The sequence below is a fragment of the Paenibacillus sp. FSL E2-8871 genome, assembly GCF_038000345.1.
GTDB lineage: Bacteria > Bacillota > Bacilli > Paenibacillales > Paenibacillaceae > Paenibacillus_AQ.
In genome coordinates, this window is sequence record NZ_JBBOBV010000001.1 from 5790262 (window position 1) to 5804839 (window position 14578).

Here is a 14578-nt window from a genome sequence, read left to right on the forward strand (position 1 = left end):
AAGCGAGAGCTCGATATATCGGAAGCAGAGAATAACGACCTGGCCCAGAAACACAGTCCTATCCACCTTGGCGAACCGGGGAGAAGAGTGGTAAACTGGATTTACAAACAAGGATAAGCTTGGGATAAATATAGGGGGTTGCCGGGCGATGTCAAGCAAGGAGTCGGTGATCTCCAAAGCAAAGCAACAACTAAGAACTGAGAAGACCATCGCCCGAAACGAGCTCTCCTCGGACCAGAGAAGGGAATTGTCTTTTCTGGTCTGCAAGCATGCATCAGAGTGGCTGAAGACGAAAGACATAGCCTCACTGATGGCCTATGTATCTTTCCGTTCTGAACTCGATACCAACGCGCTTCTTACACAGGCGTGGAAGGACCAGCGTATGGTACTGCTGCCGCGTGTCATTCCGGCAAGTGGTGCAATGAGTGTCCATATGGTAAACGCTTGGAGTGAGCTTGAGCCGGGGGCGTATGGTATCCATGAACCTATTGTATCCGGCAAAGATTCACAAGAGATTGAAGTTGTTACACTACCGGATGTTGTGTTTGTTCCGGGGCTGGCTTTTGATCTTCAGGGAGGCAGGCTTGGTTACGGCCGAGGATACTATGATCGATTGCGTGCGTCATGGGAGACGGAAGAGTATGCCGCTGCGAAGCCCCCTGTCTGGATCGGGCTAGCCTTTGGTATGCAACTGGTTCCGAAAGTGCCCATGGATGAGCATGATGCCTTTATGGACATGCTGATTACTGAAAATGGCATAGTGCACTGCCGAAAAGGAGAGTGAGCCGTGGAATTGACCCATTTTAACGAGCAGGGAAGAGCTCGTATGGTGGATGTGAGCGAAAAGGAGATTACGAAGCGGACAGCTGTCGCGCGGAGTAAGATCAAGATGGCAACTGAGACGCTTAGTGCCATCAAGGAAGGCAAGATCAGTAAAGGAGACGTACTTGCCGTTGCGCAGATCGCTGGAATTATGGCGGCCAAGAAGACGTCTGACTGGATTCCAATGTGCCATCCGCTCCCACTTACCGGTATTGACATCCGCTTCTCCGATAACAGCGAAGATGAACTTTATATAGAAGCAACAGTCCATACTACCGGAAAGACCGGAGTTGAAATGGAGGCATTGACCGCTGTTTCTGCCTCAGCACTAACGGTGTACGACATGTGCAAGGCTCTTCAGAAGGACATGATTATCGGACCGACGCTCTTAGTATCTAAAAGTGGGGGCAAGAATGGAGATTACGCGCTTGAACCATGATCAGAGCTGACGTTCGATGCGCTGAAGCAAGTGGGCTGCACTGTACAGCCAATTATACATAGAGAGGGAGGACAAACCTATGGCGTGGAAAACAGCAATCCTAACGGCCAGCGATAAAGGGGCCAGGGGCGAACGGGAAGACACGAGCGCCCAGGTTATTCGGGAGCTGGTGGAAGAGGAACTTGGAGGCGAGATCGTTGAATATCGGATCGTGCCCGATGAACAAGATGAGATTATCGCAGCTTTGATAGAACTCACAGATTATTTTCAAGCAGATCTGGTATTGACTACCGGAGGTACGGATTTAGCGATACGTGATGTGACTCCAGAGGCAACCCGGCGTGTAATCGAACGGGAAGTGCCTGGACTTTCTGAGGCGATGCGAAGTACGGTGATGCAAAAAAACCGTGCGGTGATGCTGTTCCGCGGGATATGCGGCATTCGTGGACGCACGTTGATTGTCAACTTACCGGGCACACCGAAGGGTGTTCATGAGAATTTAGCAGCCATTATGGATCAACTACCTGAAGCGTTACTCATGGTAACTGGCCAATACCGCCAATAACATTGTCATATTCTTGTCACGTCACAAGGATAAACTATTTATAGAAGATAGTGGATGTAACTGTGACATAAGTTATGGTATTATTAGATTATCGTAATCGATACCATGATCGGATAGACGGACAAGGAGGAATAATAATGTTTAGTGGAATTGGTACTCCGGGTATTATCTTGTTGGTTATACTGGCACTGCTCCTCTTTGGACCGAATAAACTGCCAGAGTTAGGCCGCGCAGTTGGACGAACCTTCCGTGAATTTAAAGAAGGCGCACGTGAAATCATTGGTGATGGTGATCCGGTGAAGAAGAGCGAAGCTCCTGTGCCGACGGCCCCGCAGACGGTCGCTGCAGATATTCCTCAGGACAAACGCCTGCCGGAATAATAAAAGATTTAACAATGGGGCAATCTCTCAAGTCTAATAGACTTAGGAGATGTCCCTTTTTCAATTTGGTTGCTGCTTTCTGCAGAAACGGGCACAGCTATACATAAAGTCGGTGTGGCGTTTCTATTCTTGTCATGGGATGGTGTCAGGATGTCTCTCGAATCGGAAGAAATGTCGGTGGTGGATCATCTCACCGAGCTGCGTAAACGGATTATTTATGTGCTGATTGTATTTGTTTTGGGATTGGTAGGGGGGCTGTTCTGTGCCAAGCCAATCTACGATTATTTAATTAGTACAGATCTAGCGCAAGGGTTTGTTCTGCATGCGTTCTCATTCTGGGATGGTATCGGAATGTATATGAAGATCGCAATGGCGGTTTCATTAGTCATTTCAGTTCCTTTTATTGCTTATCAGTTGTGGGCGTTTATTAGTCCGGGCTTACGACCGGAAGAGCGTAGTGCAACACTACGTTATGTACCCTATGTTTTTGTTCTTTTTCTAATCGGTCTTTCTTTTGCTTATTATGTTGTATTTCCAATGGCGCTTTCGTTCACAATCTCTATCACCCGGAGTATGGGACTGGAAGAGACCTACGGAATTGCGCAATATTTCAACTTCATGTTCAGTCTGGTGCTACCTTTAGCGCTGTTGTTTGAGCTACCGCTGTTGGTGATGTTTCTGACCAAACTGAGGGTTCTTAACCCGATACGCTTGCGTAAAATGCGTCGATACGCTTATTTCACGCTTGTCTTTATTGCTGTAGTCATCACTCCTCCGGACTTCATCTCAGACTTTCTGGTGACGATTCCACTGCTTGTGTTGTATGAGTTCAGCGTATTCCTGTCCGCCTTCGTCTATCGCAAACAGCTTGCTGCGGATGCGGCAAGGGAAGCTCAGTACACCAAGAGTGAGGAATGATGATAAGAGGGCTGTCACTAAGTAGATTTTTCTACGAAAGAGACAGTTCTTTTGTTTTAAACCCCCGTTTTTTGAAATGTTCGGGCGTAGGTGGTACAGTTGAGACTACTGAAATCATACGCATATTTTCACACCCTGTGGATAGAATGTATAGAGTGTGTGCCTAGGACAACCAGTGAAACGTTATTTTTTACGAAAACAAATGCGAATTTGTGTAAAAGGACTTGAAATCCGGGCTCAAGTTGAGTATCATAAAAATTGTTGTTAGCACTACAAGCTGTCGAGTGCTAATGCTTATGGAAAATATGAGATGGACCAGATATTCATAGCGTCCAATTGATATTTTTCATAAACACCAGAGATTTTGAAGTAAGACAGGTAAGTTCTAAACTATGTTTTGAAGCAAAATAACATAATTTTAAAGGAGGCTATTTTTTCATGATCAAACCTTTAGGTGAACGCGTATTGGTGCTACCGAGCGAGCAGGAGGAAACCACTTCATTCGGGATTGTGCTTCCGGACTCCTCGAAAGAAAAGCCACAAGAAGGAACTATTATTGCAGTAGGTAGCGGAGCTTTGAAAGATGGAGTACGTGTAGCGCTCGAAGTAAAAGAAGGCGACCGTGTTCTTTTCTCTAAATATGCAGGAACAGAAATCAAATACGAAGGTAAAGAATATTTGATTATGAAAGAAAGCGACATTCACGCGATTCTTGACTAAGCGAGAGTCGATTATAAGCTAAATCTAAACTACTTAAAGTAACGTGATATACAAAAAATTCTAGGAGGTAATTACACAATGGCTAAAGAAATTAAATTTAGTGAAGAAGCACGCCGCTCTATGTTGCGCGGTGTAGATGCTTTGGCAAATGCGGTAAAAGTTACACTTGGACCAAAAGGTCGCAACGTGGTACTTGAGAAGAAATTTGGTAGCCCGCTTATCACTAACGATGGTGTAACTATCGCTAAAGAAATCGAACTTGAAGATGCATTCGAGAACATGGGTGCTCAACTGGTTAAAGAAGTTGCTACTAAGACTAACGATGTAGCCGGTGACGGTACTACAACTGCAACGGTTCTGGCACAAGCTATGATCCGTGAAGGTCTGAAGAACGTAACTGCAGGCGCTAACCCAATGGTTATTCGCAAAGGGATCGACAAAGCAGTTCGTGCAGCAGTTGAAGAATTGCAAAAAATCGCTAAGCCAATCGAAGATTCCCAAGCTATCGCTCAAGTAGCTGCTATCTCTGCTGCTGACGAAGAAGTGGGCCAATTGATTGCTGAAGCTATGGAAAAAGTAGGTAAAGACGGTGTTATCACTGTTGAAGAATCCCGTGGATTCGCTACTGAACTTGAAGTCGTAGAAGGTATGCAGTTCGACCGCGGTTACATTTCCCCGTACATGATTACTGATACGGACAAAATGGAAGCTGTTCTGGAGAACCCATACATCTTGATCACTGATAAAAAAATCAGCAGCACTCAAGAAATCCTTCCATTGCTTGAAAAAATCGTTCAACAAGCTAGACCGCTTGTTATTATCGCTGAAGATATCGAAGGCGAAGCACAAGCAATGTTGATCGTGAACAAACTGCGTGGAACATTCAACGCTGTCGCTGTTAAAGCTCCTGGCTTTGGCGACCGCCGCGAAGCTATGCTGCAAGATATCGCTGCCCTGACTGGTGGTCAAGTGATCACTGAGAAGCTCGGTCTTGATCTGAAGAGCACTTCCATTGAACAACTGGGTAACGCACGTCAAGTACGCGTAACTAAAGAAAACACAACAATCGTAGACGGAAGCGGCGACAAAGCGGACATCAATGCTCGCGTAAGCCAAATTCGTGCTCAACTGGAAGAAACAACTTCCGAGTTCGACAAAGAAAAATTGCAAGAGCGTTTGGCTAAATTGGCTGGCGGCGTAGCCGTTGTCAAAGTTGGCGCTGCAACTGAAACTGAATTGAAAGAGCGTAAACTTCGCATCGAAGACGCCCTGAACGCAACTCGCGCTGCGGTTGAAGAAGGTATCGTTTCTGGTGGTGGTACAGCTCTTGTGAACGTATATAATGCTGTTGCTGCTGTAGATGTAACTGGCGACGAGAAGACAGGCGTTAACATCGTGCTTCGCGCGCTCGAAGAACCAGTTCGTACCATTGCAGCTAACGCTGGTCAAGAAGGTTCCGTTATCGTGGATCGCTTGAAAAAAGAAGCTATCGGCATCGGCTACAACGCTGCTACTGGCGAGTGGGTGAACATGTTCGAAGCAGGTATCGTTGACCCTGCTAAAGTAACTCGTTCCGCGCTTCAAAATGCTGCATCCGTAGCTGCTATGTTCTTGACTACTGAAGCAGTAATTGCTGACAAGCCAGAACCAGAAAAACCAGGTATGCCTGATATGGGCGGCATGGGTGGAATGGGCGGCATGATGTAATAAGGCTGATTAAGCCTTGAAATAGGATTGATTAGAAGCCTTTCGTGAGTTCATTGAACTCATGAGAGGCTTCTTTTTGTGGCGTAACCAAATGCATGCCTAGTTGGTGATATTAAGATAGAGAATAGATAAATTTAAGGAAGTTAAATAAATACACTTGAACGTTCACTACAGTGAATATATAATGAATTCAAGAGGTCAGTGCTGACCTGATTTTTTTGATTAATTATTTAACTTCATTTATTAATTATATTAATAATATAACGAGGAGGACATATGAAATCATTTTTGCCCAATGATATTAAAGATGAGAATAGAAAAATAGTCTTCGATATTTTGCTTCAATATCCTGAACTGGCGAAAGTCGAGATCACAGAAAAAACGGCAATGAGCTTTGTTACTGTAAGCAAGATAGTTACCTTTTTTGAACAGATTGGTTTATTGACTGCCACTGGTGAAAGTCGAGAAGGTTCTGGCGGCTTGGGAAGAAAACGTACGGTTTACAGATTTAATGAAAACAGCTATACGACAATCGGAATACAGATTATTGGCAATACGATTACGGCATTACTTATTAATCTACACGGCAAGATCATAGATTCGTATTCGATTGAAACAGATATTCCGTTCCATAGTCAACAGTTCACTTCGGTATTTATAAAGCTTGTGGAACATTTAAAGAATAAAGCGAAGGAAACGAATAGTGTTGTCTTGGGGATTGGTATTGGCGTTGATGGCGCGATCAATATAAGAAAGAAAACGATTCGGATGAGAACTCATCACAATAAAGAAAACGATTTTGAGTATGAGTCTATTATTGAAAATCTCAAGCGTGAAGTGAATTTGCCTATTCTTCTGGAGAATGATGCGAACGCAGCGACTGTGGCGGAATTTCGGAATCTTGAAAACTCAGATCAAGCACCGACGAGTCTCGTTCATGTTGCTGCAGGTGATGGCGTTGGGGGCGGCTTGATCATTAACAAAGAGCTACACCGCGGTGTTAATGCAAGAGCAGGCGAGCTGGAGTATATGTGCTTTGATTCAGAATACAAGCGGACTCCATCATCAGTCGGTTGGCTGGAAAGCAGATTAGCCATTAAGTACTTGCTAAGCGCATATGATTTGAATTCAGCTAATGACGTAGAAGCTTGCATCGATTATGTTTCGAAGAATCTGGCTTTAACGATTACAAATATAATCAGCATTCTGGATATCGATCAGGTCATTATTAGCGGTAAAACGGTAGCACTGTTCCCGGAACGTATATTGGATCGTACGAAAAGCTATGTCGAGCAATATACGGAGTGGACTCCACAAATTTCTGTGAGTGACTTACATCAATCAACAGCAATGGGAGCAGCGATACTTATTCTCCAGCAAGAGATGATGAACGTCATTTCGGATTAAACAACAAGGAAGTGAACAATATGATCAGAATCTTTGATAACGAAGAAGAAGTAGCAAACGAAATTGCCAAAGAGATGAAAGATCGTTTATTTAACGATCAGCATCCCGTGTTCTGCCTGGCTTCAGGGAGTACTCCACAAAAAAGCTATCAGAAATTTTCCAATGATGCGGACCTCCAATTGAAAATCAAGAGACTTAACATTGTTAGCTTGGATGAGTGGGTTGGCATTGACAAAAGCTCTGAAGGAAGCTGCTATCAGATGTTGAATCAAGATCTGTTCTCGCAGATTTCACTGGATAGCAGACAGATTGTGTTTTTTGATGGAACATCGCCGGATATGAAGCAGGAATGCTTGCGAATTGATCACTTTATCGAACAACACCCAATTACATTCAGCTTGATGGGCGTAGGTATGAATGGGCATATCGGATTAAACGAACCTGGTAGCCCAGTATTAAATTACAGCAGTGTTGTGGAGCTGTCGGAAACAACAAAGACTGTCGCTCAAAAATATTTTCATGAGCAGACTGAATTAAAGCAAGGCATTACATTAGGTTTGGAACAGATTGCAAGTAGTAAAAGAGTGGTTGTCGTCATAACTGGAGAGCGCAAAGCTGATATCGTGAAGGAGATTTTCACAAACTCTGACGCACGGCTGCCTGCTCAGCAATTGCTCGGCTATGATCATATAGATTTCTTTTTAGATGCTGCAGCCGCCAAATATATGGATCAGTCATCATAGTTGAGGAGCGTAATATGGGTAACTTCGTTATTGGTGTTGATATTGGAGGTACAAATATAAGGGTTGGATTAGTGAATGAGCACCTTGAACTTGTTCAGAAGGAGTCGGCATTAACAAGAGATTTCCAAAATGCTGATGAAATTTTCAAAACCGTCAAGGAAATGACAGCGAAAATCGATCATGAACAGCTAGCAAGCAAGATAGGTATTGTATTGCCGATTCCTTGGAATGATCAAACACAGTTTATTCGAGATATAACCAATATCCCTTGCCTAGAGAATGTTAGTATCGAAACTATCAGGGCGTTCTTTCCGAATTATGAAGTGTTTTTTGAGAATGATGTAAACGTGATCACAGTGCTTGAATCGGATCATGGAGCTGCCAAGCCGTATAATCAATCCATTTATATAACGGTTAGTTCAGGAATTGGATGCGGTATCATACTTGATAAGAAAATTATTCAAGGGGCTCATGGATATGCGGGCGAGATCGGAAGCATGATTATTTCCGATAGCAAAAGAAACCACTCAACGTTGTATAACGGCACTTTGGAATCCCTATGCAGCGGCATTGCTCTTGAAGCGGAAAGTAAGTTTTTATATGGCATTGATGCCACGTCGGGTTTGTTGTTTGAAAGATATCATATGGGAGATCGGCAAGCGATTGAAGTGATCGACAGGTGGGTTGAGTACTTTTCCAACGCAATTGTTTCTTTGATGCAAACAATTGATCCGAATATTTTTGTTATCGGAGGAGCGGTCATTCATCACAACCAGTGGCTGATTGATAGAGTTATAGAAAGCGCTAAAAAGAAAGTCCTTCCACATTTAAAAGAGAACATTAAAATCGTGTTAACTGAATTTGGCCCTGATGCTGGAATTATTGGTGCTGGATATAACATATACAAAAAGACAAAAGGAGCTTGAAGATCATGAAAAAGTTGAAGGTTGCGTTAATCGGAGCAGGAAGTGTTTCCTTTGGACTAGGAGCACTTCAAGATCTCGTGTTATCAGAACGTTTGAGAAATCAAGTAGAACTCGAAATTGCGCTTATGGACATTGTAGAAGAAAACGTGAATAGAACATATAAGTATGCAACCGAAATGTTTACGGCATTTTCTCATCCTGCGAAGATTTGGCAAACGACGAATTTGGAAGATGCCTTAAAAGATGCTGATTTCTCTATCGTTGCGATTGAGGTAGAGAGATATCACTACTGGTCACAAGACTTCCATATCCCACGGCGTTACGGCAGCAAGCAGCTATATGGTGAGAACGGCGGTCCAGGATCAATGTTCCACACTTTGAGAAATCTAGGTCCGATGTTGGAAATTGCAAAGACAATGGAAAAGGTCTGTTCAAATGCCTGGCTAATTAACTATACGAATCCGGAAGCAAAGCTAGTGGAAGCCATTTCCAAATTAACTTCAATCAAAGTGGTGGGCTTGTGCCATGGTTTAGACATGGGTATTCATCAGCTAGCTGAATTTCTGGAGATGGATAGTAAAGATATTGCGGTTGAAGGCGGCGGATTGAACCACTTTGGCTTCTTCACGAAGATATGGAACAAGAACACGGGAGAAGATTTATATCCTCTATTCCACGAGAAAGAAAAGCTAGCTAACCGTTTGGCACATTTCGATCATATTGGATTATCCAGAACGTTGTATCATACGTACGGATACTATCCTTACCCAGGTACTAACCATTGCGGTGAGTATATCTCATGGGCTGAAGATTTCTATGCTGGACTACCCTTGCAGTTCCGTTACGACCCAATGAGTGAGCAGCTGTGGAAGAAGGACTCCAGTACACCTGAATTTGTATACTGTGCAAGTGGCAGTACTTTGGATAAAGGCTTATTCGAGAATACGCTGAATCAAGAGCAGTGGTCTGAGCAGGCTTATATATTCGATAAAGATAAGGTTCAAATCAGTAATGAATACGCAATACCAATTATTGAAGCGATCTTCTTCGACGATGAAATCGAGCTGAATGCTGTTAATATGCCAAACCACGGCGCTATTAAAGGACTTCCAGAGGATATGGTTGTTGAAACAAAAGCGATCGTTAATAAAAAGGGTATCGTATTTAAGCCAATGACGGTTGAACTGCCAACGGCCATTATCGGAATGATCCATATTCAAGGTACAATCCATAAGCTGTTGCTGGAGGCGTTTCTTGAAGAGTCGAGAACAAAATTGCTGCAAGCGATCCTGCTTGATCCGCAAGCACCAACCTACTATCAAGCTTGTGCGATGATCGATGAAATGTGTGAGCTGCAAAAAGAAATACTGCCAAAGCTGGAGTGGAAGTAAGACATCTTTAATAAAAACGGCCTCAGTCTGATGAAATTCAGAACTGAGGCCGTTAATTTTTATTACGAATTACTCTAATTCTTTATCTAAGAAAGGTTGCACCAATTGCCGTACCTCATCGGTTGCATTCGTCTCCATCAATTGATTTCTTAGTTCGTCGGCTCCGTCAAATCCACGAATATAGATTTTGAAGAAGCTTCGAAGTGGATTAAATAGACGTGGTTCAACCTCTTTTGAATATTTATCGTGAAGATCTAGATGGAAAAGTAGAAGCTTAAGAAGCTCCTCCACACTATGTTCTTTAGGTTCTAGTTCGAAAGCATATGGATTTTTGAAAATACCGCGGCCAATCATGACTCCATCAACCCCGTATTGCTCTACTAATTTTAAGCCTGTTGCACGGTCAGGAATATCCCCATTAATGGTTAGCAACGTATTTGGGGCGATCTCATCGCGTAATTTTTTGATTTCGGGGATGAGCTCCCAGTGTGCATCTACTTTGCTCATCTCTTTTTTTGTACGGAGGTGTATGGACAGATTCGCAATATCTTGTCTCAATACATTTCCTAACCAATCGCGCCACTCATCAATTTCGCTATATCCTAATCTTGTTTTAACACTAACCGGCAATCCACCAGCTTTAGTCGCTTTAATAATTTCTGCTGCCACTTCAGGATGTCGAATTAATCCAGCACCTTTTCCATTGGTTGCGACGTTTTTTACTGGGCATCCCATGTTTATATCGATACCACGAAAACCAAGTTTTTTCATATCCATGCTCATTCGTTCAAAATACTCCGGGTTATTGCCCCAAATATGAGCGACCATCGGTTGTTCATCTTCCGTGAACCTTAATCGAGTAAGCACACTTTCCTTTACCTTTAATTTAGGGTGACAGTAGTATTCTGTATTTGCGAATTCCGTGAAGAACACATCGGGTTTTGCAGCTGCACTAACCACGTGACGAAATACAACATCTGTGACATCTTCCATAGGTGCTAATATAAAAAACGGCTTTGGTAAATCAAGCCAAAAATTTTGTTCGTTACTCATAAGTTCTCCTTCTTTTACAACATTTTGCCCATCATACATAGTATCATTTCTTTTCGTTTAATGCACAGAATTATAGGAGGACCTTTATCTTTTTTCTATAATCGCTCGGGGTTATACCAGTACTATTTTTAAATAAACGATAAAAATATGAACTACTAGTAAATCCAGTTTTTTCGGCGATATCAACAATGGTGTATTCAGAGGTCTTCAGCAGCTCTTTAGCTTTATCCAACCGCAGTTCGTTAATCTTATCTGATAAAGCGTTTGTTGTTAACTGCTTATATAACCGGCTCAAATAAATTGGAGACATCGAGAGCTCGTCTGCAATTGAATTTATGCATAGGTTGGAATTACTATAATCTCGCTCAATAATATGATGTACATTTTTAACGAGTTCCTCTTGCTTTGTATTTCGTTTCTCTTCAAGCTTTTGACTTATTTCTTCAAATATCTTGAAATATGGAGCATTGATTTCTTCCATGGTTTCAACATGATTGGGTAGTAAAAAAGTTGTATCGAATTCGGGTAATGTTAAAATTGCGTTGTTCTTTTTTAATGTTCGCAAGACGTTATTAACTGTAAGTGCTAAATGCGATATGACAAGTTGAACAACAGTAAATGAATATTCTGATATTTCTCCTACGATATCGATATAGATGCTACGTGCTTTCTCCACATTTCCTGACATTAAGGATTCAATGAACTGTTTTTCTTTGTGAACGGGAAACAAATATTCTTTAGATTTTAAATTCATAATGTCAACCGAAAAGAGGATGCTGCCGTATCCTTTGAATAGTCGATGATAAGAAGCTTCAAGTACTTGCTTGTAGACTAAAATGCATTGCTCGATGGATTCCTTCACAGGACTAAAGGTAATTGTAATGGATAATTTTAAATGTTTGGTGATTGATAGCTGCATAAGCTCCGCCAGTTCAATCAGCGAGTCTCGTTCCATTGAATAAAGCAGATCATGGAAGTTTAGCAGTAGTACAAGACTATCATCCCCCATATCAATGGCTTCGACTTGAAATTTCGGTGAGGCAATTTCCGTACAAATGTTCATTATGGCATATTTAAGCAATTTTATATCTTCTTTGTATTTCTCAAGGACTGAGGGGAACTGATCGATCCTTACCAAAATAATTAGTGAATTATTATTAACCATAAGCTCTGAATTGAAGTAATGTAATTTTTGCTGCAACATCTCAGTATTATTCGTTTCTCTACCTAAAACTGTATTTCTAAGGAAATCCTGCTTGAGAATATGCTGATGATTACGTCTTTCTGTTTCCAGGGTTTTGAACTTGCGTATGACTTTGTCAATCGGGCGATAAACACTATGGGACAGCGTTAACGATACCAATAATCCTAAGAGAAGAATGCCAATACAGATAAAGAGTATTCGATATCTCATTTCATTTATTTCTTGAGTGATATTGCTATAAGGGGTAATTCGAACATATTTCCAACCTAATGAATCCGGTGAAGTAAATGTTATTAAAGATTTAACTCCATCTACAGTGTCTAGAAAATAAGTCGATTCTGAAGTGTCCTGAATAATTTTCTGTATATAGGTTTTATCGGATAGATCAGTTAGCATCGCTTGCTTGTCATTATTGGAAAATAATATTCCATCCTGATTAATGATAAACGTGTTATTCTCCGATATCTCTTCCCCCGATTGATCCATTCGCAGGCCTAACCATGATGCCGAGATATTGACAACAACAGCTGTGTTTAAATCGTTATTATCATCAATGACGCTATAACATAAGTAAGTGTAGCTTGATACTGGAGTGGACTCAGTCAAACCGATGTTATAGGTTCTAGGAATCGGTTGAAAGGGACGATGTTCTTTGAAATTCTTAAAAAGGTCTAGAATTCCATCATCATCAAGTTCGTTCTTCTGTTGAATTCCGCTTCGTGAATTATTGGAACTAATATAGAACTGATTAGATTTCGCATTATATACATAAATGGATTCAATGAATGGTAAAGATGCGCGATAGTTATCAAGCTGTTGCTGTGCAAAAATGACATCATAAATATTTAAGTCCGGATAATACAACAATTTAGATACCGCGGAATCATAGTAAATCTGGGAGGACAGTGAGGTAACAGTCTCTGTCATAACAGATAATTCTGTTTTAATCTGATTCAGACTATTAGAATCGGAACGATACACTTGTTTAAGTGCGATGGTTGTGAAGTCCATATAAAGAATAGTTGTAGTTATCAAAAGGGTAATAACAACACATCCAATAGAGCCAAGCAGTATGCGGCTGTAAACTTTTTTATGCTCTTTAGACCACTGGTTTACCATTGCTTGAAACCCCTTTCATTGTGGTCTGAGTATAATTCATCAGTCTGGAGCTTTCAATCAAATTTATAAATCAGCAGCCTAAATTAGGCTAAATGTAGTGAATATTCACAAAAGTACAGAAAGTTCATACTCCACAAGTACTGAGATTACAGCGATCTGTGTCATTGTTCAGTATATTATCCAATCGGCTCCTTCTATGATTTGGAGGAAAGATTCACGAGGAATTCCATTTCAGAAGGAGGTCAGTCATGTTTAAGAAGAAAGGATTTTTATATGAATTAAATAAGAATAAGATCATGTTTTTGATGATAGCACCGACACTGCTTTTTTTCTTAATTAATTCTTATGCTCCAATGGTCGGCATCTATTATGCATTCACAAGTTATGATTTTGCAGGTGGTTTATTTGGAAGTCCGTTTGTAGGATTAGATAATTTTAAATTTTTAACGCAATCTGGAATTCTGTTGAAGTTGACAATCAATACGCTTGGATACAACGTGGTTTTTATCATATTAGGTAACGTGGTATCTATAGGGGCAGCAATCCTATTAAGTGAAGTCCGAGGGAAGCTATTTAAAAAGTTATCACAATCCATTATGTTTCTACCCTACTTCGTTTCGTTTGTTCTGATTAGTGTTTTAGCGTTCAACATGTTTAATGCTGATTCCGGTTTTGTTAATCAGTTATTAATATCGTTAGGACTTGATCCAGTAGACATATACAACACACCATGGCTCTGGCCATTTCTGATTACAGCATTTTATATATGGAAAAACTTGGGTTATTCTATGGTCATTTATCTTGCATCCATCATGGGAATTAGCGATGAGTATTACGAAGCTGCCAAAATTGATGGCGCAAATATTGTTCAGCGAATCTGGTTTATTACCATACCAATGCTGAAGTCAACATTTATTATTCTGCTCTTATTTGCTCTCGGAAGTATTATGAAAGGTCAATTCGATTTGTTCTATCAGCTTGTCGGGAACAATGGAGTGCTCTTCGACGTTACGGACATTGTCGATACTTATGTTTATCGGTCTTTGAAAGTTAATTTTGATATTGGTATGGCAACTGCAGCTGGCTTGTATCAGTCTATCTTCGGATTTGTAATGATTATGACAGTGAATTATATCATCAAGAAAATAAATGATGATTATGCATTGTTCTAACATAGGGAGGAG

General features: G+C 41.2%; 14 protein-coding genes. 12 read left to right on the forward strand and 2 right to left on the reverse strand.

All coding sequences use genetic code 11. The features are described 5' to 3' along the window. Nucleotides 1–148 precede the first annotated feature (148 nt). The 11 genes from NYE25_RS25975 to NYE25_RS26025 all read left to right on the forward strand — a co-directional run bounded on the left by NYE25_RS25975 (nt 149) and on the right by NYE25_RS26025 (nt 10018). Nucleotides 149–784 (forward strand): 5-formyltetrahydrofolate cyclo-ligase, encoded by a 636-nt coding sequence (locus NYE25_RS25975; RefSeq protein WP_341147204.1) that lies wholly within the window; start codon nt 149–151, stop codon nt 782–784. A 3-nt stretch (nt 785–787) separates the two neighbouring features. Next, nucleotides 788–1261 (forward strand): cyclic pyranopterin monophosphate synthase MoaC, encoded by a 474-nt coding sequence (gene moaC, locus NYE25_RS25980; protein ID WP_042185273.1) that lies wholly within the window; start codon nt 788–790, stop codon nt 1259–1261. Nucleotides 1262–1340: 79 nt separating this feature from the next. Continuing rightward, nucleotides 1341–1826 carry a MogA/MoaB family molybdenum cofactor biosynthesis protein gene (locus NYE25_RS25985; RefSeq protein WP_020429419.1) on the forward strand — a complete coding sequence of 162 codons (486 nt, stop codon included), beginning with the start codon at nt 1341–1343 and terminating at the stop codon, nt 1824–1826. 137 nt (nt 1827–1963) lie between these two features. Further along, nucleotides 1964–2206: a twin-arginine translocase TatA/TatE family subunit gene (locus NYE25_RS25990; protein ID WP_042185275.1), complete on the forward strand. Its 243-nt coding sequence runs from the start codon at nt 1964–1966 to the stop codon at nt 2204–2206. Between the two features lie 150 nt (nt 2207–2356). Continuing rightward, a complete protein-coding gene (tatC, locus tag NYE25_RS25995) occupies nt 2357–3124 on the forward strand; it encodes a twin-arginine translocase subunit TatC (RefSeq protein ID WP_042193366.1) in 768 nt (255 codons plus the stop codon). A gap of 438 nt (nt 3125–3562) precedes the next feature. Further along, nucleotides 3563–3844 carry a co-chaperone GroES gene (gene groES / locus NYE25_RS26000; RefSeq protein WP_036676506.1) on the forward strand — a complete coding sequence of 94 codons (282 nt, stop codon included), beginning with the start codon at nt 3563–3565 and terminating at the stop codon, nt 3842–3844. A 78-nt stretch (nt 3845–3922) separates the two neighbouring features. Continuing rightward, complete coding sequence (gene groL / locus NYE25_RS26005; protein ID WP_042185277.1) at nt 3923–5551, forward strand: chaperonin GroEL; 1629 nt, start codon at nt 3923–3925, stop codon at nt 5549–5551. Between the two features lie 276 nt (nt 5552–5827). Continuing rightward, the gene (locus NYE25_RS26010) at nt 5828–6958 is read left to right on the forward strand and encodes an ROK family protein (protein ID WP_341147205.1); all 1131 of its coding nucleotides are present in this window, start codon (nt 5828–5830) and stop codon (nt 6956–6958) included. Between the two features lie 20 nt (nt 6959–6978). Then, nucleotides 6979–7701 carry a 6-phosphogluconolactonase gene (locus NYE25_RS26015; protein ID WP_341050013.1) on the forward strand — a complete coding sequence of 241 codons (723 nt, stop codon included), beginning with the start codon at nt 6979–6981 and terminating at the stop codon, nt 7699–7701. Between the two features lie 14 nt (nt 7702–7715). After that, on the forward strand, nt 7716–8627 hold the full coding sequence (locus tag NYE25_RS26020; protein WP_341147206.1) for an ROK family protein: 912 nt from the start codon (nt 7716–7718) through the stop codon (nt 8625–8627). A 5-nt stretch (nt 8628–8632) separates the two neighbouring features. Continuing rightward, nucleotides 8633–10018, forward strand: coding sequence for a family 4 glycosyl hydrolase (locus NYE25_RS26025; RefSeq protein WP_341147207.1), 1386 nt, complete (start codon nt 8633–8635; stop codon nt 10016–10018). Between the two features lie 69 nt (nt 10019–10087). Here the strand turns inward: NYE25_RS26025 and NYE25_RS26030 are convergent, their stop codons facing one another. Then, nucleotides 10088–11071, reverse strand: a complete 984-nt coding sequence (locus NYE25_RS26030; protein WP_341147208.1) for a tRNA dihydrouridine synthase — start codon at nt 11069–11071, stop codon at nt 10088–10090. A gap of 70 nt (nt 11072–11141) precedes the next feature. Further along, nucleotides 11142–13394 (reverse strand): AraC family transcriptional regulator, encoded by a 2253-nt coding sequence (locus tag NYE25_RS26035; RefSeq protein WP_341147209.1) that lies wholly within the window; start codon nt 13392–13394, stop codon nt 11142–11144. Between the two features lie 248 nt (nt 13395–13642). Here NYE25_RS26035 and NYE25_RS26040 point away from each other — a divergent pair, with 248 nt between their 5' ends. Next, a complete protein-coding gene (locus tag NYE25_RS26040; RefSeq protein ID WP_341147210.1) occupies nt 13643–14566 on the forward strand; it encodes an ABC transporter permease in 924 nt (307 codons plus the stop codon). The last annotated feature ends 12 nt before the right edge of the window (nt 14567–14578 follow it).